Source organism: Nocardia asteroides, assembly GCF_021183625.1.
Taxonomy (GTDB): domain Bacteria; phylum Actinomycetota; class Actinomycetes; order Mycobacteriales; family Mycobacteriaceae; genus Nocardia; species Nocardia asteroides_A.
Genome location: NZ_CP089214.1, coordinates 2,602,329 through 2,625,482, shown reverse-complemented (window position 1 = coordinate 2,625,482; position 23,154 = coordinate 2,602,329). Strand labels below are relative to the sequence as shown.

The following is a 23,154-nucleotide window of genomic DNA, read 5'->3' as shown; positions in this document are numbered from 1 at the left end:
GTTACGAGACCGTAGGTTACGACTTCTTTGCTCCGGCTGTGGTCTTGGTCACGCCGTTCCCCGGCGTCGCCGGCCCCGAGCTCCGATCCTGTCCCGCAGCGTGATCCGGGCCTCGCGCAGCACGTCCTGCTCGTGCCGCGCTTTCTCGCCCAACGCCTGTTTCGCCTCGCGGAGCACCTGCTTCTCCTGCTCCGCCTTCTGCCGCAGCGCGACCTTGGCCTCGGTCAGCGCGGAGCGGAGGCCGCGACGCTTCCCGGTTGCCGGGTCGACCTGGGCGGGCAGCGTGATACCCGCGAACTTGCGCTCCGACGAGGTCTCCGGCGCGTCGTCCGCGGTGCGCCGCAGCATGCTGTCCGGCAGCGCCAGCTTGTGGATGGTGCGGAAGGCGAGCAGGTACTGCCTGCCGAGCGAGCCGGTGGTGTAGGGCAGGTCGTACTTGTCGCACAGCTCGCGCACCCGCTGCGCGATCTCCGCGTACCGGTTGCTCGGCAGGTCGGGGAAGAGGTGGTGCTCGATCTGGTAGCAGAGGTTGCCGCTCATGAAGGCCATCGACCGCCCGGCCCGGAAGTTGGCGCTGCCGAGCATCTGCCGCAGGTACCACTCGGCGCGGGTCTCGCCGGTGAGCTGCTCGATGGCGAACTTCTCCGCGCCGTCCGGGAAGTGCCCGCAGAAGATCACCGCGTAGGCCCAGAGGTTGCGCACCAGGTTCGCGGTCATGTTGGCCTTCAGCGTGCTCTTCCAGGCCGGGCCGGTGAGCGCGGGGTAGAACACGAAGTCCTTGCCGACCTGACGCGCGATCTTGCGCGCGAACTGCACATTCGGCTCGGAGTTCAGCTGCTTGGGCGGTACCCCGGAGAGCTCCCTGTCGATGTGCCAGTCGTGCAGCGCGATTCCCCACTCGAAGGTGGCGGCGAGCACCAGGTTGGCGAACGGCTGCACCAGGTGGACCGGGCGCCACGGCTCGTCCCGCGTCATCCGCAGGATGCCGAAGCCGAGGTCTTCGTCCTTGCCGAGCACGTTGGTGTAGGTGTGGTGCGAGTAGTTGTGCGCCCGCCGCCACTGCGCCGACGGCCCGGTCTGATCCCACTCCCAGGTGCCCGAGTGGATCTCCGGGTCGTTCATCCAGTCCCACTGCCCGTGGCTGATGTTGTGCCCGAGCTCCATGTTCTCGATGATCTTCGCCACCGAGAGCAGCGCGGTGCCGGTGAGCCAGGCCCACCGGTTCCTGCTGCCGAAGAGCACGGCGCGGCCGGCGACCTCGAGCCCGCGCTGGGCGGCGATCGTGTGTCTGATGTATTTGGCGTCCCGTGCGCCGCGGGACAGCTCCACCGAGCGGCGGATCGCGTCGAGTTCGTCCCCGAGGGTCTCGATGTCAGCGGCGGTGAGGTGTGCGAATGCGCGAATATCGGTGATGGCCACCGGTTCCCTTTCCCTGCTCGATCTGTGCGCGAGCGTACCGGGTTTCAGACGTCGAGGGTGCAGTCGCCCGCGGCGGCGGAGATGCAGGTCTGTACCTTGTCGCCCTCGCGCCGCTCGTCACCGTTGCGCAGGTCACGGGTGTGCCCGGCGGTGATGGTGAGCACGCAGGTCTGGCAGATGCCCATCCGGCAGCCGAACGGCATCCGCACGCCTGCCGCCTCGCCCGCCTCCAGCAGGCTGGTCGCGCCGTCGGCGACGGTGCTGCGCTCGCTCCTGCCGAAGGTGACGGTGCCGCCCTCCCCGACCGCGGAGCGCTCCACGTCGAACCGCTCGACGTTCAGCTTGCCCGCGAGACCGGCCGCGGCCCAGTGCTTCTCGATGTCGTCCAGCATGGCGGCCGGGCCGCAGGCCCAGGTCTGCCGCTCGCGCCAATCCGGGAAGAGGGTGTCCAGGTCGGCCAGGTCGAGCTTGCCGTGCACCCCGGTGAGGTGCAGGTGCGAGGTGAAGCCGGGGTGCCGCTCGGCGAGCCCGGTCAGCTCACCGCCGAACATCACGTCGTCGGCGGTGCGCGCCGAGTGCACGTGCACCACGTCGGTGAAGGCGTCGCGCCGATCCAGCGCGCGCAGCATGGACATCACCGGGGTGATGCCGCTGCCCGCGGTGAGGAAGAGCACCTTCGGCGGCGGTGGCGAGGGCAGCACGAACCCGCCCTGCGGCGCGGCCAGCCGCACCACGGTGCCCGGCGTCACGCCGTTCACCAGGTGGCTGGAGAGCAGCCCCTCCGGCATCGCCTTCACGGCGATCGAGATCAGCCGCTTGCCGCGCGCCGCCGGGTCGTCGGACCAGTTCGGCGGGGAGGTCAGCGAGTACGAGCGCCAGTGCCAGCGGCCGTCGACCAGCACGCCGAAGCCGATGTACTGGCCCGGCTCGAAGGCCCAGTCGAAGCCCCAGCCCGGCTTGATCACCAGGGTCGCCGAGTCCGCGGTCTCCTTGCGGACCTCGAGCACCCGGCCGCGCAGCTCGCGCGCCGACCACAGCGGGTTCACCAGGTGCAGGTAGTCGTCCGGGAGCAGTGGTGTGGTGATCCGGGCGACCGCGCCGCGCAGTACGTTCAACCGGCCACCTCGGTCGGCCACCTCGGCCGCGGGCTCCTCCAGCCATTGCCGCACATTCTCGAACATCGTCGCCGGTCGTCTCCTGAGTTGCCGCGGGCCCCGTCGGGGCCCGTCCCGTGTCGCAAGGTTACGGCATCGTAGGTTGCCCTGTGGAGACGGCCGGAGCGGCTTTGTGACTACTCCCGACGGTTCCGCTCAGAGCAGCTCGAGCAGGAAGGGCAGCTCCTGGGTGGCATACCAGGCCAGCTGGTGGTCCTCCGCGTCGCCGAGGGTGAACTCGGCGTCCGGGTCGCCCAGATCGGCGGCATCGATCACCTCGACGGCCTTCGCCACGTCCGCCTCGGCGTCGGCCAGGTCGACGTGCACCGAGGCGATCGTCGCGTACGGCACCGGCCCGGCCAGCCGGACCACCGCGTCGTCCAGGTCCGGCCGCGGGGCCGCGCCGGTGACGTCGGCGGCGATCACCGCGCGGCGCTGGATCGGCGGCGTGTCGGAGTCCTCGGCCTCGGCCGCGAGCAGCCGCAGCGCCGCCCGCGCCGCCTCGCCCATGGCGACCTCGGCCAGCTCCTCCTCGTCGCCGGAGGCGTACGCCTCGCGCAGCGCCGGGGTGACCGCGAAGGCGGTTCCGCTGACCGCGCGCAGCTCGCGGTCGGCGACCAGCGCGCGCAGCATCGCGATGGTCGCGGGCACGTAGACGCGCAGCGGGCGATCGTCAGGCGCAGGCACCGAGCAGCTCCTCCAGGGACTCGTGCACCGACGCGGCCAGCACCCCGAGATCCGCCATCGCGTCGCGGTCGGCGTTGAGCCCGTAGCAGACCTTCCCGTCGTAGGAGGTCAGCCCGAGGCTCAGCGCCTGATTGCGCAGCAGCGGCGACACCGGGTACATCTCCAGCATCCGCGCCCCGCCGATGTACATCGGGGACTGCGGACCCGGCGCGTTGGTGATCACCAGATTGAACGTGTGGTCTGCGAACGTACTCGCCGCCCTGACGCTCATCGCATGCAGGCTGGCCGGGGCGAAGCCGGCCAGGTGCACCAGGGTGCGGGCGCGCACCCCGCGGCGCTGCCTGCCCGCCGCCGCGGTGGCGTGCGTGATGTGCGAGAGCCGCATCACCGGATTCGGCTCGCCGACCGGGAGGTCGATCAGGAACGAGGAGATCTCGCCAGCCGTGTCGCCGGGCGGATCCTCGGAGTAGACCGACATCGGCACCACCGCGCGCAGCGTCGCCGACTCGGTGACGGCCTGGTCCCTGGAGAGCAGCCACTCGCGCAGCGCGCCGGTGATCACCGCGAGGATGACGTCGTTGATCGAGCAGTCGAAGCGGGCCCGGATCCGGCGGTAGTCGGCGAGCTCGGTGCGGACGACGTCGAAGCGGCGGTTGCGGGTCATCCTGGCGTTGAGCGGGCTGTCCGGCGCGCCCGCGGTGGCGGTGCGCACCGCCGACACCACCGAGTCCACCGCCTTGCTCGCCGCGCCGAGAACGGTGAACGCCGCCGTTCCCGCGTCCCTGGCGACCTCGAGCGCCTCCCGCGGCTGCGCCGCCAGGTGGCTCAGGGCGCCCGCGAGCAGCTCGGCGTCGCCCGGCTCGCGGGGCGGGTGCCAGGAGTCGGGCGGGAGGGCGCGCGGGTCGGGGCCGTCGTCCAGGATGACGTGCCCGATCTCCAGCGCCGTCTCGCCGTCGACCAGCGCCGCGTGGGTCTTGGTGAAGACCGCGGTGCGGCCGTCGGCGAGCCCCTCGATCAGGTACATCTCCCACAGCGGGCGGTCCTGGTCGAGCGGGCGCGAGGCGAGCCGCGCCACCAGGTCGTGCAGCTGGACCTCGCTGCCGGGAGCGGGCAGCGCGGAGCGCCGGATGTGGTAGGTCAGGTCGAAGCCGCTGTCCTCCACCCACACCGGCCTGCCCAGCGCGAGCGGGATCACGCGCACCTTGCGGCGGTACCGCGGCACCATCGCCAGCCTGCTCTCCACCAGATCGAGCAGGCGGTCGTAGTCGAGTGGCCCCTCCACGATGGCGAGGGAACCGATGTAGACGGGGTTGCTGCCCTGTTCCTGACGGTGGAACGACGCGTCCTGCGCCGTCAGTCTGGTGATCACGCTGCCCGCTGCTCCTTCCGTTGGCTTGCCGCCCATTGTGCGGGCAGGACCGCGTTTTGGCTCGTAGCCTGTGCGTCCGTGGTGTGATCGACATCGTTCTTTACCGTGTCGGGGCCGCGTGGCAGTATGTCGCGCATCGAGCTCGGGGGACTCGATTCGGCACAGGGGGAATTCGGATGGAAAGCAAGGTGTCGTTGTCGTGCGCGCCGCACGGGGAGCCGCCGCTGCGCAGGCGAGGGCAGGTCGTGCCGCGTTCGCCGGCTGGGGCAACGCCTACGGAGGCGGTCCGCCGCCCCGGCTCGGGCGGCCCCGGAGGAATTCCCTCCGCGGATCCCGCCGCGTCGCAGCCCGTGGCGGGCGCACGGACGGTGGCGGGCGCACGGACGGTGGCGGCGGCGGAGGAGGCTCCGGCGGGTGGGGCCCGGGGTGGCGCGCAAGCGCGCCCGGCGCGGCATCGTGAGGCGGCGCGGAACTGCGCGCCGGGGCGGCCCGCGCCGCGTTCCGGCGCCGAGCGCGACGCGCAGCGCTTCGCCGAGCGGGCGGTGCGCGCGGCGCTGGAGGTGCTCGACGGCCGCCGCCGGGCCCTGCACCTGCGCGATATCGCCGACCCCGAGGTGGTCGCCGTGCTGGAGACCTACGCCCGCACCGGCGAGCGGGAGTGCAGGCTCGGCGCCGCCGTGCTGGAGCGGGTGAGCTGCGCGCCGGGCGCGCGCGGCCGGGTCGAGGTGTTCGGCCGGTACCGGCGCGGCGAGCGCGTCTTCGCCGTCGCGGCCTGCCTGCGGGCGCACCGGGGCGGGTGGCGGCTCTGCGTGCTGCGGGTACGGTAGGTCCGGGGCGGTCGGGTGGGTCGTCGCGGCTCGGCGCCCTCCGCTCGTCGGCGCCTACCATGGGTGCCGCATTACCATGAAACGTGCCGATGACGACGCGGGTCGTCTCGCCGAACGGCCCGGCCGAACGACGGGACTCCGGCGACACCCGCACACCGACCAGAGGACTGACGAGACCCGTGCCTGCGCTGACACTTTCGAGGTTGCTACGGATTGGTGAAGGTCGCGTCGTGAAGCGGCTCGGCCAGGTCGCCGACCAGGTCACCGCGTACGGATCGGACCTCGAGGAGCTGACCGACGCCGAGCTGCGGGCCAAGACCGACGAGTTCCGCGAGCGCTACGCCGACGGCGAGGACCTGGACGATCTGCTGGTCGAGGCGTTCGCGGTGGCCCGCGAGGCCTCCTGGCGGGTGCTGAACCAGAAGCACTACAAGGTGCAGATCATGGGCGGCTCGGCGCTGCACCTCGGCAATATCGCCGAGATGAAGACCGGTGAGGGCAAGACCCTGACCTGCGTGCTCCCCGCCTACCTGAACGCCATCTCCGGCGGCGGCGTGCACGTCGTCACCGTGAACGACTACCTCGCCAAGCGCGACGCCGAGTGGATGGGGCGCGTGCACCGCTTCCTCGGGCTCGAGGTCGGCGTGATCCTCTCCGGCATGACGCCCGCGCAGCGCAGGCACGCCTACGCCGCGGACATCACCTACGGCACGAACAACGAGTTCGGCTTCGACTACCTGCGCGACAACATGACGCACTCGCTGGACGACCTGGTCCAGCGCGGGCACAACTTCGCCGTCGTCGACGAGGTCGACTCCATCCTGATCGACGAGGCGCGGACCCCGCTGATCATCTCCGGCCCGGCCGACGCCTCCTCCAAGTGGTACGCGGAGTTCGCGCGGATCGCCCCGCTGCTCAAGAAGGACCTGCACTACGAGGTCGACATCAAGAAGCGCACCATCGGCGTGCACGAGGCGGGCGTCGAGTTCGTCGAGGACCAGCTCGGCATCGACAACCTGTACGAGTCCGCGAACTCCCCGCTGGTCAGCTACCTGAACAACTCCATCAAGGCCAAGGAGCTGTACAACCGGGACAAGGATTACATCGTCCGCGACGGCGAGGTCATCATCGTCGACGAGTTCACCGGGCGCATCCTGGTCGGCCGTCGCTACAACGAGGGCATGCACCAGGCGATCGAGGCCAAGGAGAAGGTCGAGATCCAGCCGGAGAACCAGACCCTGGCGACGATCACGCTGCAGAACTACTTCCGGCTCTACGACAAGCTCTCCGGCATGACCGGCACCGCCGAGACCGAGGCCGCCGAGCTGCACCAGATCTACAACCTCGGCGTCGTCCCGATCCCGACGAACCGCCAGATGGTCCGTCTGGACCAGGCCGACCTCATCTACAAGACCGAGGAGGCCAAGTTCGCCGCGGTCGTCGACGACGTCACCGAGCGGCACGAGAACGGCCAGCCGGTGCTGATCGGCACCACCAGCGTGGAGCGCTCGGAGTACCTGTCCAAGCAGTTCACCAAGCGCGGCATCCCGCACAGCGTGCTGAACGCCAAGTTCCACGAGAACGAGGCCGCGATCATCGCCGAGGCGGGCCGCCCCGGCGCCGTCACCGTCGCCACCAACATGGCAGGACGCGGTACAGACATCGTGCTCGGCGGCAACCCGGACATCATCGCCGACATCCTGCTCCGCAAGGAGGGGCTGGACCCGGTCGAGACGCCCGACCGGTACGAGGCGGCCTGGCTGCCCGCGCTGGAGCAGGTCAAGCGGCAGACCGAGGCGGACGCCGAGGCGGTGCGCGACGCGGGCGGGCTCTACGTGCTCGGCACCGAGCGGCACGAGTCGAGGCGCATCGACAACCAGCTGCGCGGCCGCTCCGGCCGCCAGGGCGACCCGGGCGAGTCCCGGTTCTACCTCTCGCTGGGCGACGAGCTCATGCGGCGCTTCAACGGCGCCGCCCTGGAAGCCATCATGACCAGGCTGAACCTGCCCGACGATGTGCCGATCGAGGCCAAGATGGTCTCCAAGGCGATCAAGAGCGCGCAGACCCAGGTCGAGCAGCAGAACTTCGAGATCCGCAAGAATGTGCTCAAGTACGACGAGGTGATGAACCAGCAGCGCACCATCATCTACGGCGAGCGCAACCGGATCCTCCGCGGCGAGGACATGGAGGGCCAGGTCCAGGGCATGATCAGCGACGTGATCACCGCCTACGTTGACGGCGCCACCGCCGAGGGGTACGTCGAGGACTGGGATCTGGAGAAGCTGTGGACGGCGCTCAAGACGCTGTACCCGATCGCGCTGAACCACAAGGACCTGACCGGCGAGACCGAGGTCGGCGAAGCCGGTGATCTGACCCGCGACGAACTGCTCGAGATCCTGCTCGACGACGCGCACGAGGCCTACGCGAAGCGCGCGGAGGAGATCGACGGCCTGGCCGGCCAGGGCGCCATGCGCAACCTGGAGCGCCAGGTGCTGCTCTCCGTGCTCGACCGCAAGTGGCGCGAGCACCTCTACGAGATGGACTACCTCAAGGAGGGCATCGGCCTGCGCGCCATGGCCCAGCGCGACCCGCTGGTCGAGTACCAGCGCGAGGGCTTCGACATGTTCACCGCCATGCTGGAGGGGCTGAAGGAGGAGTCGGTCGGCTTCCTCTTCAACCTCCAGGTCGAGGTGCAGCAGCCGCAGCCCGCCGGTGTCGCCGTCGACCCCGGCCTGCGCTCCCCGGTCGGTGCCGGCGCCCCCCGCCCCCTCCCCACCCAGGAGGCGCCCGCCAAGGCAGCGCCGAGCGGCGCCCCCGCCGCCCTGCTCGCCAAGGGCATCGACGACTCCGGGCCCCGCGGACTCAGCTACTCCGGGCCGGACGAGGGCGGCCGCACCGCCGTGCACACCGACGACGAGGAGTACGGCGGTGACAGCTCCGGTTCCCGTCGCGAGCGGCGCGAAGCCGCGCGGACGGAGACCAGGGGTAAGCGCGGCCCGAAGACCCGCCGCAGGCACTGATCTCCCCTCGAAGGCGCCCACCGAACCTCGGCGGGCGCCTTCGCTCCTGCGAAACGATTGACGTAATGATTACGTCAATCTATTGTGGGCTCCATGCTGTTCCCCACACCTGCTCTGACCAGCGCTGACATGCGAGTGCTCGGCGAGGTCGATGCCATGCGGGAGGAGTTGCGTCATCAACTGCGCAGCACGCCGGCCAAGCGGACGGGCGGGCTGCGCAAGTTTCTCACCGCCGACGCGGTGGCGGCGTCGAACTCGATCGAGGGCTTCAAGGTCTCCACCGTCGATGTCGAGGACCTCATGGCCGGTGAGCAGGACGTCGACGTCTCGCCGGAGAACCGGGCCGAGACGCTCGCCTACGAGCGCATGATGACCTACATCCAGACGTTGCATGACGTCGAGGATTTCACTTACAGCACCGGCTTCTTGAATGCCTTGCATTGGATTTTGCAGGGTCATCGGCACACCGCGCGCAAGCCCGCGGGGCAGTGGCGTCGCGGCCCGGTCTACGTGACCGACGCCAGGGATCCGAGTATCGCCGCCTACACCGCCCCCGACGCCGGCGACGTCCCCGCGCTGATGCGCGAACTCGTCGACTGGCTGGAAGCCGACGACGGCGCGCACACGCTGGTCCGGGCCGCGATGGCGCACCTGCACCTGGTGGCGATCCACCCCTGGCCGGACGGCAACGGTCGCATGTCCCGCTCACTGCAGACGCTCATGATCGCCAGGGAGGGCGTGCTGGCGCCGGAGTTCTCCTCGATCGAAGCGTGGCTCGGCCGACCGGGCAATACCTGGGAGTACTACGGGGTGCTCGGGCGCCGCGGCGCCGTCTACCGGCCGGATCAAGATGTAGCGGAGTGGTTGCGCTTCAATCTGATCGCCTATCACCAGCAGGCACAGACCGTGCACGCGCGCTTCGAGCGCTCCGGGCGGGTGTGGGCGGGGCTGGCTGAGTTCGCCGCCGCGGAGCAGCTGGATCCGCGCTCGGTGACGGCGCTGCACGACGTCGCCATGTCCGGCCGGGTGCGGCGGAGCCGGTACGAGCAGAGCGAGGGGCTCAACCTGCAGCAGGCGCAGCGCGACCTGCGTGATCTCGTGCGGCGGCAGCTCCTGGATCCGGTCGGGCGCACCAGGGCCAGGTTCTACGTCGCAGGCCCGCGCTTCCCGGAGCGTGTCGCGGAGGTCGCCGGGACCCCGATCACGCTCCGCGACCCCTACGTCGACTGAGTAGTGCTGTCCGTCTTGCTCGGCGGCTCCCACTCGAACGGCTGCACCACGACGAAACCGGGGCCGTGGAAGGCGTACTGGAACGCCTCGCCACTGCCCCCGCGCAGCATGGACTTGAGGTTCATGCTGGAGACCACCTTGGGCGCCAGGTTCGCCGACCAGGCCACCGCGGCCTGGGTGTCGACGTAGGTGGGCTGGGTACTGCAATCCAGCACAACGGGTTTGCCGACCGCGCAGAGCGCGACGGTTCCGGTGCCGGTGACCGTGGTATTGAACAGCCCGCCGGTGAAGAACCCGGCGCCCTTGACCCGGTTGATGTCCCACTCCAGCGCGGCGTCGAAGGCGAGCAGGTTGGTGCCGTTGACGCTCAGCGCGTCGCCGGTGAGGTCGATGAGGAAGACGTGCCCGGCCTGGTTGGCGAAGAACACCTCACCCTGCCCGGAGACCCGCATGAGCGGCACGTCCTCATTGGTGACCATCCGCTTGAGCAGCTTCCCGACGCTGCCCGAACCCTGGTGGTCGAAGCGGATATCGCCCTGGTAGGCGACCATCGCCCCCTTCACCGCGAGCACATCCGGCCCGAGCCCCACCCGCAGCATCTGGGAGTTCTGCAACGAGAACCGCTGCTGCGCCTGCACCTCGAGATTGGCCTGGTCGAACAGTACGCTTCGCATGGTTTCCAGGGTACGGAGCGCGGGCCCGGGTTCGCGAGGACGCGATCACCCCGGCAGGGCGGCGAAGTTCTCGGCGCAGCGCGGGCAGACGGTGAGCGGGTCGGGATCCCGGGTCGGGACGAACACCACCCCGCACATGGCGCGAACCGCTGTGCCTGCCACGCTCGCCTCGGCGATGTGACTTTTGTGCGTGTAGTGGCTGACCGTGCCTTGCTCGGCGAACAAGGTTTCCTTCCGGCTGCCGGCGGTGCCGAGACGGGCGTACTGCCTGCTTCGATGCCCGGGTTCCGTCATCACGAAGTAGTGGTTGCCGTGTCGATCCCAGTCCTGCACCGGTGGCGCGACCGAGATGAGGACCCGTTCGATCGCTCGCCAGCCCCAAGTGCTCACCCGGTGTTCGGAGCGGAGGTCGAAGGTGAGGAAGAAGTCCTCGCGGGGCGTTCCGTCTTCGCGGACGATATCGAGTTCGATCTCCACGGTGCCGATGGCACCGGGCTCGGACGGATGCGGCAGCGAGATACGGGTGCTCGCGACTCTCTCCAGGCTGCCGAGAGCCTGGGCCACCTCGGACTGCAGCTTCAGATGCCAACGGGTGAGAGCCGCCGCGGCGGTCTCCCGCTTGAGCAGCAGAGCATCGTGTTCGGTGGGAAGTAGTGTCGCCGACCCGGAGCCGATTCTTCGCTCGAGCACCTGATAGAAGTCATCCTCGTCGCGATGGCCGCCCTTCGCCAAACCAGCGGAGACCACCCAACGCACGCCCGAATCGGGATCGGTCCAGATCCCGGCTCGCCACTGCGCATTCCGCAACTCCTGGAGCCGCAGCTCACCCGAGCCCTTGATGAGCCGCGGCGCCGGATCCGCCAGTGGGTCGGAGCCGTACAGGTCGACCGCCTTCCGCAGTAGCGGATGTGACAGCTCGGCGAGCGGGTGCAGCTGCTGCCATCGGCCTTCGGTTATGAGGCGGAGATGATCGGGATTCGCCCAGCCGGTGGGCAGATCATCGGTGAGCAGCCGCAGCGTCGGCCGCGCACGGCGGTTGTGCTCCATTAGTCCATCGTGCCAAGACTTTTGGCATTCCGGCGGGCGCAACACCCCGTGTCCGTCGTTCGATCTACAGCTCGTCCATCAGCTCCGTGATCGCAGCATCTCGATCGCTCTCGGTTCTGGCGAAGCGTTCGGCGAGTTCACGGCGGTCACGGTCCCGCTCGGCGGCGAAGGTCATGACGTCCTTGACGTAGAGACGTCGATCGCGACCGACATGATGAAACGGCAGCGCTCCCTTGTCGAGCAACTTGTACAGGTGCGTGCGGCTCATGCCGAGCCGTTCAGCGGCGTCCGCGGGGGTGCAGGTCGCGGTGTCGTCGAATACCGCGACATTCATCCCGGTCCAGGCGCCTTTGCTCATCTCGAGCAGGGCATCGCGCAGTCCGGAGGGGGCGAGCGCGCTGGCGAACGAGTGAAGCGCGTCGAGCTGGCCGTCGGGGACGCCCGCGGCCTTGACTTCGTGAATGGCGGCAGCCATCACAGGGCTCCTCGTGCGATCGGGTCGGCTCAGATGTCACATCAGCAGTAGATGTCACAGATGAAACTACAACCCCTGGTTGTAGTTTGTCAACCGCGGGCTGCCCTCGGCGCCACGGCGACCAGGTCGTCCACACTTCCGGACATGAGCACCCGCACCTGCGCGGTCAGATGCTCGATCGGCCAGTCCCACCAGGCCAGGTCGAGCAGCCGGGCGATGTCGGCGTCGGGGTAGCGCATGCGGAGGACGCGGGCCGGGTTGCCGCCGGCGACGGCGTAATCGGGGATGTCGCGGGTGACGACGGAGCCCGCGGCGACGATCGCGCCGTTGCCGATCCGGACTCCGGGCATGACGGTGACGCCGTAGCCGAGCCAGACGTCGTTGCCGAGGACGGTGTCGCCGCGGTTCGGCAGCTCCATGAGCAGGTCGATGTGCTCGGCCCAGCCGCCGCCGATGGTGGGGAAGGGGAAGGTGGACGGGCCGTCCATGCGGTGGTTGGCGCCGTTCATGATGAACCGCACCCCGGTGGCGAGCGCGCAGAACCGGCCGATCACCAGCTTCTCGGGGCCGTAGTGGTAGAGCACGTTGGCGGTCTCGAAGGCGGTCGGGTCACCGGGGTCGTCGTAGTACGAGTACTCGCCGACCTCGATCAACGCCGAGGTGACCAGCGGTTTCAGCAGTACGACCCGGGGTTGCCCGGCCATCGGGTGCAGGGTGGTCGGGTCCGGTGCGGTCACGGGGCTCCTCGGCGTCGGCGGTCGGTGCGACGGTAGCCCACCGATCGCCGGGAGGGACAGCGCTTTTCGGCTCAGGCCCGGTTCTCGGGGCAGTACGCCTCGACCGCGGCGTAGACGAAGAGGTACGGGAACTCGATCGTCTCGGCCGCCGATTCGGCCAGGTAGATGTGCTCGTCGGGGGAGTTGCCGACAGCCGTCAGGTAGTCGCACTGGGTGTGTGCCAGTTTGATCGCCGCGTCCTGCACCGCCGCGGTCTTCTCGTCGTAGTGGCTGTCCCGGAGGAACTGCCGGTCCGCGGCGCTGTCCGGGGTCGTGCTCCCGACGATGTTCGACTGCGGGGCGGCGAGGACGGCCGGCCCGCCGCCGAGCAGCAGCGCGGTCGCGGCGATGGCGGTGACGAGAGTGCGCATGGGACCTTTCGATTGGTTATCCGGGAACGGGCGGGACCTGCGGCACCGCGCCGTAGACGGGGTGGAACGGCCGCACGGCGACCGTTGTCATGCGTTGCGGCGCAGCCGGATACGCGGGCGAACCATACAGCTCGGGCAGCGGTTCGGCACGGCCCTCCCTGGGGTCCGGGGTGGGCAGCGGTTCGGGCGATCCGGGCATTCGAGACGGCTTTCTGTCGAGCGAGAGCAGCACGCTTGAGCACGCCGCCGATCGGGTACTCCGGTTGGCGGCGGTCCGAACGGTAATGGAAAAGGCTGCCGCCATACCGGTTTCACCCGTCCGGGCAGCGAGTGTTCGGGGCATCACCGGCGGGCGGTCGGGGCTCGCCGGTGCGCCGGTGTGGTTGGTTTTCCCGCACCGGGAAAAGCCGGGCGGTCTGCAAGTTTCGCGGGTCAGCCGCGCCGGGCGTGGAAGTACTTGGCGATCACGTCGGCCGGGATCTCGACATTGCCCTCGTCCTGCTCGACGTACTCCTGCCAGGCTGGCTCGGCCTGCGTCATATTGCGCAGCTTCCAGCCCGCGATGCCACCGTAGGTGTTCCAGACCTTGGTCAGGAAGCGGGTGGTGTCGGCGTCGACGGCGTCCCAGTGGAACGGGTCGTCCTCGGCGAGCACCACCCAGGCCGCGCCGAACCCCTCGAACTCGCGGAAGACCGCGGGCACCACCGGCCCGGAGCGCCACGCCTGCACCGGATCCTCGAAGAGCGGAGCCTCGTACTCGGCGAGGTGGTGCCCCTGCGCGTAGTAGAGCAGCTTCTGCAGCTTGAGGTTGGAGACCCCGGCGTCCTCGGTGGTCGCCCAGTCGACGAACCAGCGGGCGATGGTCGGGGCCGGATAGCAGGGCACGGGTTCCGGCGTTGCCATGCGGTGCTCCTGCCCATCGACGTCCCCACCCGTGTCGTGCAATCCGAGTTTACGGCCGAACCGCCGCGACCGTAATTGATCAAGACGCGAACCTCGTTGTCCGGGCTGTCCTTCGAACAGTCGACAGTCCGCTAGGTGCGAGCGGACTTCGGCGAGCGCTGCGGCGGCTGCATCACCAGGGCGAAGCAGCGAGTCGGGCCGGGGTGCGAACGCCCGGTGCGATTCGACGCTCCGAGCCCCGCCCTCACCAGGGGTCGTTCGAGTTCAGCGCCACCAGCAGGCGGCGGATGGCGGCCACCCGGCGCTCCTTTCCCGGCAGCTCGTCGAGCGCGCACTCCGGGTCGGCGGGCGGGCCGAGGTGGGTGCAGCCGCGCGGGCAGTCCTCGATGGCGTCGGCGAGGTCGCTGAAGGCGGCGATCACGTCGTCCGGGGTGATGTGCGCGAGGCCGAAGGAGCGGACGCCGGGGGTGTCGATCACCCAGCCGCCGGAGGGCACCGGCAGCGCCACCGACTGGGTGGAGGTGTGCTTGCCCTTGCCGACCCCCGACACCTCGCCGACGGCGCGGAAGGCATCCGGCACCAGGCGGTTGACCAGCGTGGACTTGCCGACCCCCGAGTGCCCGATGAAGGCGGTGAGCCGGCCGGTGATGCGGTCGAGCACCGGCTGCAGCGGGTCCTCGATGCCGCCGTGCACGATGATCAGGTCCAGGTCGGCGAAGTCGGTGGCGAAGTCGGACTCGGTGGCGAGGTCGTCCTTGGTCAGGCAGAGCACCGGTTGCAGCCCGCCGACGAAGGCGGCGACCATGGTGCGCTCGACGAAGCCGGTGCGCGGCGGCGGGTCGGCCAGCGCGACCACGATGAAGAGCTGCTCGGCATTGGCGACGACGATCCGCTCGAAGGGGTCGGTGTCGTCGGCGGTGCGGCGCAGCACGGTGCTGCGCTCGGCCACCCGGACGATCCTGGCCAGCGTGTCCGGCGCGCCGGAGAGATCGCCGACCACGTCCACCAGGTCGCCGACCACGATCGGGGTGCGGCCGAGCTCCCGCGCCCGCATGGCGACCAGGCGCCGCGCCGGGTCGCCGGCGAGCACGCAGCCCCAGCGCCCGCGGTCAACCGCCACCACCATCGCCTGCTCGGCGTCGCTGTGCAGCGGACGGGTCTTGGTGCGCGGGCGCGACCGCCCGCCGGGGCGGATCCGGACGTCGGATTCGTCGTAGGAGCTGCCCGCCGAGCGGTTCTGCCTGCTCAGCGCGGTACGCCCTGTCCGGCCGGCTCCGGGTCGAGCATGCGCTCCCAGAGCGCGACGAAATCGGGCAGCGTCTTGGCGGTGGTGCCGATGTCCTCGATCCGCACGTCCGGCACCCGGAGCCCGAGGATCGCGCCCGCGGTCGCCATCCGGTGGTCGGCGTAGGAGTGCCAGGTGCCGCCGTGCAGCTCGGCCGGCTCGATCTCCAGCCCGTCCTCGGTCTCGGTGACCTTGCCGCCGAGCCGGTTGATCTCGGTGGAGAGCGCGGCCAGCCGGTCGGTCTCGTGTCCGCGCAGGTGCGCGATGCCGCGCAGCCGCGAGGGCGAGTCGGCGAGCGCGGCGAGCGCGGCGACGGTCGGGGTCAGCTCGCCGACGTCGTGCAGGTCGATATCGATGCCCGCGAGCCGCTCCGGGCCGCGGACGGTGAGCACGCCGTCGACGATCCCGGCCTCGCCGCCCATCCGGACCACGATCTCCCTGATCACGTCGCCGGGCTGGGTGGTGAGCCGCGGCCAGTGCGGGATGCTGACCTCGCCGCCGGTCACGGCGGCCGCGGCGAGGAACGGGGTGGCGTTGGAGAGGTCCGGCTCCACGTCGCGGTCGAGCGCGCGGATCGGGCCGGGCAGCACGGTCCAGGTCTGCGGGGCGCGCGGGTCCTCCGGCGCCTCCACCTTGACGTCGGCCTGGCGCAGCATCTCGACGGTCATCTCGATGTGCGGCATGGACGGCAGCGCCGCGCCGCTGTGGTGCACCGTGATGCCGTCGGAGAAGCGGGCCGCGGAGAGCAGCAGCCCGGAGACGAACTGCGAGGAGCCGGAGGCGTCGATGGTCACCGGGCCGCCGCGCAGCCCGCCCGCGCCGCGCACGGTGAACGGGAGCGTGTCGCCGGTGATGTCGGCGCCGAGCTCGCGCAGGGCGTCCAGGATGGTGCGCAGCGGGCGGACCCTGGCCTGCGCGTCGCCGTCGAAGTGCACCTCGCCGGTGGCCAGCGTGGCCAGCGGCGGCAGGAACCGCATCACCGTGCCCGCGAGGCCGCAGTCGACGGTGCCCGCGCGCAGCGGGGCGGGCGTGACGACGAGCGTGTCGCCGTCGCCGGCGATGTCGGCGCCGAGCGCGCGCAGCGCCTCGATCATCAGCTCGGTGTCCCGGCTGCGCAGCGCGCCGGTGAGAGTGGACGGCCCGTCGGCGAGCGCGGCCAGGACGAGTGCCCGGTTGGTGATCGATTTCGATCCGGGCAAGGTCACGGTCGCGTGCACGGGGACGTCGACATGGGGCGCTGGCCAGAGACTCACCCGTCCATCTTCGCGCATGTGAGCAACAACCTCCCCATCGACCTGTGCACGCGGTACGGGCCGGAGCCGCCCCTCGACGGTTCCGGCCCGCGGATGGAGTGCGTGACCGACGCCGTTGTCGCGCCACGCACCCCCGCCCCTGAATCGGGGCGGTCCGGCCCCTTACTTGTTGCGGCCGTGCAGCACCGGGACGACCTTGCGCAGCAGGTTCACGGTGGATTTGGTCCGGCTGAAGCTCAGCAGCGCCATGCCGGGCACGGTGAACTTCTGGATCGCGATCGAGTGCGGGCGGGCGAACTCCTTCAGCCCCGGCTCGCCGTGGATCCGGCCGATGCCGGAGTCGCCGACGCCGCCGAAGGGCAGCCCCGGGATGGCGGCGAAGCCGAGCACCGAGTTCACCGAGGTGGCGCCGACCCGCAGCCTGCGCGCGATCTCCAGCCCCCTGCTCTTCGAGAAGACCGCCGAGGAGAGGCCGTACTTGGAGCTGTTGGTCAGCTCGATCGCCTCGTCGATGCTGTCCACCGTGCGCACGGTGACGGTCGGGCCGAAGGTCTCCTCGACCACCGCCTCCGACGACTCGTCCACGTCGACGAAGACCACCGGCTCGATGAACGCGCCCTTGATCGACTCCGGGCCGCCGAGCACGGCCTTGCCGCCGCTGGCCAGCGCCGCGTCGATGTGCTTGCGCACGATCTCGATCTGGCTCGGCATGGTCATCGGGCCGTAGTTGGCGTCGTCGCCGGAGCCCGGCTTGACATCCTTCAAGATCCGGGTGAGCTCGGCGACGAAGGGCTCGCGCACCGAGCGCTCCACGTACACCCGCTCGACGCCCGCGCAGGTCTGGCCGCTGTTGCCGGCCGCGCCGAACGCCACCGCGTCGGCGGCGGCCTTGACGTCGGCGTCGGCGGCGACGATCACCGCGTCCTTGCCGCCGCACTCCAGCAGCACCGGGGTGAGCCGCTCGGCGGCCGCGGCCATGATCTTCTTGCCGGTCGCGGTGGAGCCGGTGAAGGCGATCTTGTCGATATCGGCCTTGACCAGCTCGGCGCCGGTCGCGCCGAAGCCGTTGATCGCGACGAAGACGCCGTCCGGCAGCTCCGGGTTGGCCGCGCGGAACGCCTCGGCGAGGAAGTTGCCGATGCCGGTGGAGAACTCGCTCGGCTTGAACACGACGGTGTTGCCCGCGGAGAGCGCGTACGCGATCGAGCCGTTCGGGGTGTAGACCGGGTAGTTCCAGGGCCCGATGATGCCGACCACGCCGAGCGGGCGGTACTCGAGGCGCGCCGAGAAGTTGGACATCAGCGGCCCGGAGGCGATGCGCTTGGGGCCGAGCACCTTCTTGGCGTTCTTGGCGGCCCAGGCGATGTGCTCCAGCGCGAGCATGAGCTCGAGGAAGGCGTCGTCGTGCGTCTTGCCGGTCTCCCGGTGGATGAGCTCGGTGAAGGCGTCCGACTCGCTGACCAGCCGGGTCGACCAGCGCAGCAGGGCCTTGCGGCGGTCGTCGAAGCTCAGCGCACCCCAGGCCGGGGCGGCGGCGCGGGCCTTGGCGACGGCCGCGCGCACCGCGTCCGCGTCGGCGATCGGATAGGTGGCGATGACCTCACCCGTGGCCGGGTCGACCGATTTCAACGCCGTCTCGGGAGCTGCCGGGGTGGTCTCGGTGGTTGTCACGGTGGGTTCTCTCCTTGTGCCTGGGTTGGCCGGTCGGTGCGCGACCGGCGCGTGAGGGTGGCGTGCGTCACCACCACTGAGAGAATGCTAGGCCATATTTCTCACCAGGTCACCCCTGCTGTAGTCGATTGTTCCCGACGCTGTCGGCGCGTGGTGGGACTATCGAAGGATGTGCGGACGATATGCGACCACGACCGATCCAGGGCGGTTGGCAGCGGAGCTGGACGCCATCGACGAGGTCGGGGCCACCGAGACCATCCCCAACTACAACGTCGCGCCGACCACCCAGGTGCTCACGGTGGTGCGCAGGCACGACCACGAGCAGCCGGACGACGAACCGCGGCTGCGGGTGCGCCGGATGCGCTGGGGGCTGATCCCGCTGTGGGCCAAGGCGGCCGAGCCCGGCGTGCCGGTCAAAGGGAAGCCGCTGTTCAACGCGCGGGCGGACAAGGCGGCGACCACCCCCGCGTTCCGCGACGCGGTGCGGAAGCGGCGCTGCCTCGTCCCGATGGACGGCTGGTACGAGTGGCTGGTCGAGCCGGGCGCAGGGAAGGGCAAGGCCGCCAAGCAGCCGTACTTCATGGCCGCGGCCGAGGGGGAGCGGCTGTACATGGCCGGGCTGTGGTCGGTGTGGCGCGATCGCGCGGTGCCGGACTCCGCGCCGCTGCTCTCCTGCACCATCCTGACCACCGACGCGGTCGGCGAGCTGACCCGCATCCACGACCGGATGCCGCTGCCCATGCCGCGCGCGCACTGGGACGCCTGGCTGGACCCGGACCACCCCGCCCCGGCGGAGCTGCTCGCCACCCCCGGCGCGGACGCGGTCGCCGACATCGTGCCGCGCCCGGTCTCGCCGCTGGTGAACAGCGTGCGCAACAACGGGCCGGAGCTGCTCGAGCCGGTCGACCCGAGCGCGCGGTCCGGGCAGATCAGCCTGCTCTGAGGCTCAGAGCGGGCAGTCCACCGCCGGGTTGGCGACGCTCAGCCCGCACTTGGCCGCGTCCGCGAGCAGGTCGATGATCTCGGCGGCCAGGTCGCCGCCGTACTCCGCTGCGCGGTCACCGGGGTTCGCGCCGCGGTTCGGGGCGTCGTCCGCGCCCTTGCCGTCGAACGGGAAGTCGGCCACCGGCGTCACCGCGGGCGCGGCGGTGGCCTGGGCGCTCGCCATCCCGGTCAGTGCGGCGGCGGTGCACAGGGCGGCGAGCAGGCGGGACGCGGACATTCGACATCACTCCTCGGTTCGGCGCGGACGCGGTGATACGGATCACGTATACCCCCAGTGTGGCAGTGGAATCGCGATCGGCGGCTCCGGTGGCCGCCAGGCATGATCCCGCTGATGGGGCGCCGGATCCGCCGCGCGCGGGGCGTCGCTCAGGCGGCGATCGCCGCCGTACGGGCGGAGGTCAGCCGGACCAGATCGGCCGGGGCGAGCTCGATCTCCAGGCCGCGGCGCCCGGCGCTGCACAGCACCCGATCCCAGCCGAGCGCGGATTCGTCGATCACCGTCGGCAGCCGCCTGCGCTGGCCGAGCGGGGAGATGCCGCCGAGCACGTAGCCGGTGCTGCGCTGCGCGGCGGTGGCCTCCGCCATGACCGCCTTGCCCGCGCCGAGCGCGGCGGCCGCGGCCTTGAGCGCGAGCGAGCGCGGCACCGGGACGACGGCCACCGCGAGCCCGCCGGTGTTCAGGCTGATCACCAGGGTCTTGAAGACCTGCTCGCCGACGATGCCGAGCTCCGCGGCGAGCGCGTCCACCGCCTCGGTGCCGTAGGAGCCGGCGCGCGGATCGTGGCTGTAGGCGTGCACCCGGTGCGCGACGCCCGCCGCCGTCAGCGCCGCGGTCGCGGGGGTGGCGGCTCCTGGCATGTGCGCAAGGGTAGCGGGAACATGGCACGGTGCTCGCGGTGTTGCATGCCGTGAGGGAGCGAAACAACCGAAGGAGGAGTGGTGCCCGTTCTGGTCGAGGAACGCCCGGCGTGGGTCGCGGCTTCGCCGAAGAACCTGCGGTTCCCGGTCGCCGCGGAACTGCCGGTAGATTTGGCGGGTACGGCGACCGAAGGGACTCGTGTGACGAGCGACGATGACACCGGAGCCGGCCCCGCGGACGACAGCGGCGCCGGACAGGAGAGCGACGACGCGCGGTCCCAGCGGTTCGAGCGCGATGCGCTGCCGCTGCTCGACCAGCTCTACGGCGCCGCGCTGCGGATGACCAGGAACCCGGCCGACGCCGAGGACCTGGTGCAGGAGACCTACATCAAGGCGTTCCAGGGCTTCAAGTCCTTCCGGGAGGGCACCAATCTGCGTGCCTGGCTCTACCGGATCCTGACGAACACCTACATCAACTCCTACCGCAAGAAGCAGCGCCAGCCCGCGCAGTACCCCACCGAGGAGATCACCGACTGGCAGCTCGCGGCCACCGCCGAGCACACCTCGACCGGGCTGCGCTCCGCCGAGGTGGAGGCGCTGGACGCGCTGCCGGACGACGACATCAAGGCGGCGCTGCAGGAACTCCCCGAGGAGTTCCGGATGGCGGTGTACTACGCCGACGTCGAGGGCTTCCCGTACAAGGAGATCGCCGAGATCATGGGCACTCCGATCGGTACGGTGATGTCCCGGCTGCACCGCGGGCGCAAGCAGCTGAAGGGGTTGCTCGCCGACGTGGCGCGCGAGCGGGGGTTCAACCGGGCGGATCGGCAGGAGGTCAGGCAGTGAGCGAGCTGGACGAGGGCACGCCCGAACCCGACCTGGAGCTGGACTGCACCGCGGTCCTCACCGACGTCTGGCTGATGCTGGACGGCGAGTGCGACGCCGCCACCAGGGCCAGGCTGCAGCACCACATGGACCACTGCTCGCCGTGTATCGAGGCGTACGGCATCGAGGAGAAGATCAAGGGCCTGCTCAGCCGCAAGTGCGGCGGCGACCGGGCGCCCGATTCGCTCCGCGACCGGCTGACGCTGGAGATCAGGCGATCGGTCACGATCACCCGGATCGACCGCGCCGACCAGGGCTGATATCGAAAACGAGCGGCACGCGCCTCCGGTGGAGGAGCGTGCCGCTCGTGCGTTCTGGCCGCGATTCAGGAATTGGGCCGCTTGCCGTGATTGGCCGCGTTCCCCTTGCGGCTGCGCTTCTTACGTCCGCGCTTACCCATAGGTAGTCTCCCTTCTGACTGATTCACCGCCATTCTTCCACGTGTGGTTGGCTGTAACCGCAGCGGATGGGCCGATGCGAGGACGGGGTGTCATGGCTGAGGAAGTGCGTGCGGAGATGGTCTCCACGGTGCTGACCGTCGAGGTCGCGGTGGGTGACGCGGTGCGCACCGACCAGACCCTCGTCCTGCTGGAGTCCATGAAGATGGAGATCCCGGTGCTCACCGAGTCCGACGGCGAGGTCACCTCGATCGCGGTCGAGCCCGGCCAGGTCCTGCAGCAGGGCGACCTGATCGCCGTCATCTCCTGATCCGGAGCGTTCGTGGCCACTCTGAGTGAACTGCTCGCAGAACATACCGACCTCCCCGGCCTCGCCGTCGACCACCTGCAGCGCGTGGTGGGTGACTGGCAGCTGCTGGCCGACCTCTCCTTCGCCGACCTGCTGCTCTGGGTCGGGGCGGGCCCGATCGCCGACGGCGCCGACATCGTCTGCGTCGCGCAGTGCCGCCCGACCACCGCGCCCACCGTGCACCTGGAGGACCGGGTCGGCACCGCCGCCTCCAGGGGCGAGCACGGCGCGGTCTTCGAGGCGCTGCGCACCGGGCGGATCGTCCGGGCGGACAGCGAGACCGAGGCCGAGGGCGTCTACCACCCGCACCCCGGCTACGCGCTGCGCGAGGCCATCCCGGTGCGCTGCGGCGACGACGTGATCGCGGTGCTCAGCCGGGACACCGACCAGCAGCGCTCCCGGGTGCGCAGTGCGCTGGAGACCGCCTACATGGCCTGCTCCGACGACCTGTGCCAGATGATCGCGGACGGCACCTTCCCGACCACCGAGGACCGCGCGGCCACGCACTCCAGCCCGCGCGCAGGCGACGGCTTCATCCGGCTGGACACCGGCGGCACCGTCGTCTACGCCAGCCCGAACGCGCTCTCCGCCTACCACCGGATGGGGCTGCAGAGCGATCTGGCCGGTCAGGACCTCGCCATCACCACCCGCTCACTGGTCACCGACCCGTTCGACGCGCAGGAGGTGGTCGGCGACATCCAGGCCGCGCTGGCCGGGCGCACCGGGCGGCGGATGGAGGTGGAGGCGCGCGGCGCCACCGTGCTGCTGCGCACCCTGGTGCTGCGCCCGCACGGCGACCTGGCCGGCGCCGCGGTGCTGGTGCGCGACGTCACCGAGGTCAAGCGCCGGGACCGCGCGCTGCTCAGCAAGGACGCGACCATCAGGGAGATCCACCACCGGGTGAAGAACAACCTGCAGACCGTCGCCGCGCTGCTGCGGCTGCAGGCCCGCCGCACCGAGAACCCGGAGGCCCAGGTCGCGCTCACCGAGTCGGTGCGCCGGGTGACCTCCATCGCCTCGGTCCACGAGATGCTCTCCATGTCGGTGGACGAGGAGGTCGATCTCGACGAGGTGGTCGACCGGCTGCTGCCGATCATGGCCGACGTGGCCACCGTGCACACCGCGCGGATCAAGGTGCGCCGCGCCGGTTCGCTCGGTGTCTTCTCCGCCGAACGGGCGACGCCGCTGGTCATGGTGCTGACCGAGCTGGTGCAGAACGCCATCGAGCACGCCTTCGACGCCGGCGAGAACGGCACCGTCACCATCCGCTCGGAGCGCTCCGCGCGCTGGCTCGACGTGATCATCAGCGACGACGGCCGCGGCCTCCCGCCCGGCTTCAGCCTGGAGGCGTCGGACCGGCTCGGGCTGCAGATCGTGCGCACCCTGGTCACCGCCGAGCTGGGCGGCTCGATCGGGCTGCACCCCGGCGCCGACATCGGCACCGACGCGGTGCTCCGGGTGCCGCTCGGCAGGCGTCAGGGACGCTAGGAAACCGGCG

Annotated in this window: 24 protein-coding genes; 8 read left to right on the top strand and 16 right to left on the bottom strand. The window is 70.5% G+C overall.

What is annotated here, in order from left to right; translation table 11 throughout:
* Nucleotides 1-48: 48 nt before the first annotated feature.
* From LTT61_RS12735 to LTT61_RS12720, 4 genes are all read right to left on the bottom strand, one after another.
* Complete coding sequence (locus tag LTT61_RS12735) at nt 49-1,419, bottom strand: fatty acid desaturase family protein (protein WP_233020145.1); 1,371 nt, start codon at nt 1,417-1,419, stop codon at nt 49-51.
* Nucleotides 1,420-1,463: 44 nt separating this feature from the next.
* On the bottom strand, nt 1,464-2,600 hold the full coding sequence (locus tag LTT61_RS12730; protein ID WP_233020144.1) for a ferredoxin reductase: 1,137 nt from the start codon (nt 2,598-2,600) through the stop codon (nt 1,464-1,466).
* A gap of 129 nt (nt 2,601-2,729) precedes the next feature.
* Nucleotides 2,730-3,236: a DUF6912 family protein gene (locus tag LTT61_RS12725; protein ID WP_420094808.1), complete on the bottom strand. Its 507-nt coding sequence runs from the start codon at nt 3,234-3,236 to the stop codon at nt 2,730-2,732.
* Between the two features lie 10 nt (nt 3,237-3,246).
* Nucleotides 3,247-4,629 carry a WS/DGAT/MGAT family O-acyltransferase gene (locus LTT61_RS12720; protein WP_233020143.1) on the bottom strand — a complete coding sequence of 461 codons (1,383 nt, stop codon included), beginning with the start codon at nt 4,627-4,629 and terminating at the stop codon, nt 3,247-3,249.
* Nucleotides 4,630-4,979: 350 nt separating this feature from the next.
* Here LTT61_RS12720 and LTT61_RS12715 point away from each other — a divergent pair, with 350 nt between their 5' ends.
* The 3 genes from LTT61_RS12715 to LTT61_RS12705 all read left to right on the top strand — a co-directional run bounded on the left by LTT61_RS12715 (nt 4,980) and on the right by LTT61_RS12705 (nt 9,706).
* A complete protein-coding gene (locus tag LTT61_RS12715) occupies nt 4,980-5,456 on the top strand; it encodes an Rv3235 family protein (protein WP_233020142.1) in 477 nt (158 codons plus the stop codon).
* A gap of 179 nt (nt 5,457-5,635) precedes the next feature.
* Nucleotides 5,636-8,476, top strand: a complete 2,841-nt coding sequence (gene secA / locus LTT61_RS12710; protein WP_233020141.1) for a preprotein translocase subunit SecA — start codon at nt 5,636-5,638, stop codon at nt 8,474-8,476.
* Between the two features lie 93 nt (nt 8,477-8,569).
* Nucleotides 8,570-9,706, top strand: coding sequence for a Fic family protein (locus tag LTT61_RS12705; protein ID WP_233020140.1), 1,137 nt, complete (start codon nt 8,570-8,572; stop codon nt 9,704-9,706).
* Here LTT61_RS12705 and LTT61_RS12700 read toward each other — a convergent pair.
* The 9 genes from LTT61_RS12700 to LTT61_RS12660 form a co-directional block, all read right to left on the bottom strand.
* On the bottom strand, nt 9,694-10,380 hold the full coding sequence (locus LTT61_RS12700; protein WP_233020139.1) for an AIM24 family protein: 687 nt from the start codon (nt 10,378-10,380) through the stop codon (nt 9,694-9,696). The two genes, LTT61_RS12705 and LTT61_RS12700, sit on opposite strands and share 13 nt — an antisense overlap.
* A gap of 45 nt (nt 10,381-10,425) precedes the next feature.
* A complete protein-coding gene (locus tag LTT61_RS12695) occupies nt 10,426-11,427 on the bottom strand; it encodes a DUF3039 domain-containing protein (RefSeq protein ID WP_233020138.1) in 1,002 nt (333 codons plus the stop codon).
* 64 nt (nt 11,428-11,491) lie between these two features.
* Nucleotides 11,492-11,902 (bottom strand): helix-turn-helix domain-containing protein, encoded by a 411-nt coding sequence (locus tag LTT61_RS12690; RefSeq protein ID WP_233020137.1) that lies wholly within the window; start codon nt 11,900-11,902, stop codon nt 11,492-11,494.
* A gap of 89 nt (nt 11,903-11,991) precedes the next feature.
* The gene (locus tag LTT61_RS12685) at nt 11,992-12,606 is read right to left on the bottom strand and encodes a CatB-related O-acetyltransferase (protein WP_420094807.1); all 615 of its coding nucleotides are present in this window, start codon (nt 12,604-12,606) and stop codon (nt 11,992-11,994) included.
* A 104-nt stretch (nt 12,607-12,710) separates the two neighbouring features.
* The gene (locus LTT61_RS12680; RefSeq protein WP_233020135.1) at nt 12,711-13,049 is read right to left on the bottom strand and encodes a DUF732 domain-containing protein; all 339 of its coding nucleotides are present in this window, start codon (nt 13,047-13,049) and stop codon (nt 12,711-12,713) included.
* Nucleotides 13,050-13,481: 432 nt separating this feature from the next.
* Nucleotides 13,482-13,952 (bottom strand): Panacea domain-containing protein, encoded by a 471-nt coding sequence (locus LTT61_RS12675; protein WP_233020134.1) that lies wholly within the window; start codon nt 13,950-13,952, stop codon nt 13,482-13,484.
* A 244-nt stretch (nt 13,953-14,196) separates the two neighbouring features.
* Nucleotides 14,197-15,249, bottom strand: a complete 1,053-nt coding sequence (gene rsgA, locus LTT61_RS12670; RefSeq protein WP_420094806.1) for a ribosome small subunit-dependent GTPase A — start codon at nt 15,247-15,249, stop codon at nt 14,197-14,199.
* Complete coding sequence (gene aroA, locus LTT61_RS12665; protein WP_233020133.1) at nt 15,198-16,508, bottom strand: 3-phosphoshikimate 1-carboxyvinyltransferase; 1,311 nt, start codon at nt 16,506-16,508, stop codon at nt 15,198-15,200. The genes rsgA and aroA overlap by 52 nt, the downstream gene beginning before the upstream one ends.
* Before the next feature lie 144 nt (nt 16,509-16,652).
* Nucleotides 16,653-18,161, bottom strand: a complete 1,509-nt coding sequence (locus LTT61_RS12660; protein WP_233020132.1) for an aldehyde dehydrogenase family protein — start codon at nt 18,159-18,161, stop codon at nt 16,653-16,655.
* Nucleotides 18,162-18,330: 169 nt separating this feature from the next.
* Between LTT61_RS12660 and LTT61_RS12655 the strand changes: the two genes are divergently transcribed.
* Nucleotides 18,331-19,104, top strand: a complete 774-nt coding sequence (locus LTT61_RS12655) for an SOS response-associated peptidase (RefSeq protein ID WP_233020131.1) — start codon at nt 18,331-18,333, stop codon at nt 19,102-19,104.
* A gap of 3 nt (nt 19,105-19,107) precedes the next feature.
* Here the strand turns inward: LTT61_RS12655 and LTT61_RS12650 are convergent, their stop codons facing one another.
* Both LTT61_RS12650 and ybaK read right to left on the bottom strand, forming a co-directional pair.
* Nucleotides 19,108-19,383 carry a hypothetical protein gene (locus LTT61_RS12650; protein ID WP_233020130.1) on the bottom strand — a complete coding sequence of 92 codons (276 nt, stop codon included), beginning with the start codon at nt 19,381-19,383 and terminating at the stop codon, nt 19,108-19,110.
* 149 nt (nt 19,384-19,532) lie between these two features.
* On the bottom strand, nt 19,533-20,024 hold the full coding sequence (gene ybaK / locus LTT61_RS12645) for a Cys-tRNA(Pro) deacylase (protein ID WP_233020129.1): 492 nt from the start codon (nt 20,022-20,024) through the stop codon (nt 19,533-19,535).
* 201 nt (nt 20,025-20,225) lie between these two features.
* Between ybaK and LTT61_RS12640 the strand changes: the two genes are divergently transcribed.
* Together LTT61_RS12640 and rsrA are read left to right on the top strand one after the other, a co-directional pair.
* Nucleotides 20,226-20,870 (top strand): sigma-70 family RNA polymerase sigma factor, encoded by a 645-nt coding sequence (locus tag LTT61_RS12640; protein ID WP_233020128.1) that lies wholly within the window; start codon nt 20,226-20,228, stop codon nt 20,868-20,870.
* The gene (gene rsrA, locus LTT61_RS12635) at nt 20,867-21,169 is read left to right on the top strand and encodes a mycothiol system anti-sigma-R factor (protein WP_269821879.1); all 303 of its coding nucleotides are present in this window, start codon (nt 20,867-20,869) and stop codon (nt 21,167-21,169) included. The genes LTT61_RS12640 and rsrA overlap by 4 nt, the downstream gene beginning before the upstream one ends.
* A 65-nt stretch (nt 21,170-21,234) precedes the next feature.
* Here rsrA and LTT61_RS32940 read toward each other — a convergent pair whose 3' ends face one another.
* Nucleotides 21,235-21,309, bottom strand: a complete 75-nt coding sequence (locus LTT61_RS32940) for a 50S ribosomal protein bL37 (RefSeq protein ID WP_110293457.1) — start codon at nt 21,307-21,309, stop codon at nt 21,235-21,237.
* Nucleotides 21,310-21,401: 92 nt separating this feature from the next.
* Here LTT61_RS32940 and LTT61_RS12630 point away from each other — a divergent pair, with 92 nt between their 5' ends.
* Nucleotides 21,402-21,617, top strand: a complete 216-nt coding sequence (locus LTT61_RS12630; protein ID WP_233020127.1) for a biotin/lipoyl-binding carrier protein — start codon at nt 21,402-21,404, stop codon at nt 21,615-21,617.
* Nucleotides 21,618-21,629: 12 nt separating this feature from the next.
* Entirely contained in the window at nt 21,630-23,144 is a 1,515-nt protein-coding gene (locus LTT61_RS12625) for a sensor histidine kinase (RefSeq protein ID WP_233020126.1), read from the top strand.
* The last annotated feature ends 10 nt before the right edge of the window (nt 23,145-23,154 follow it).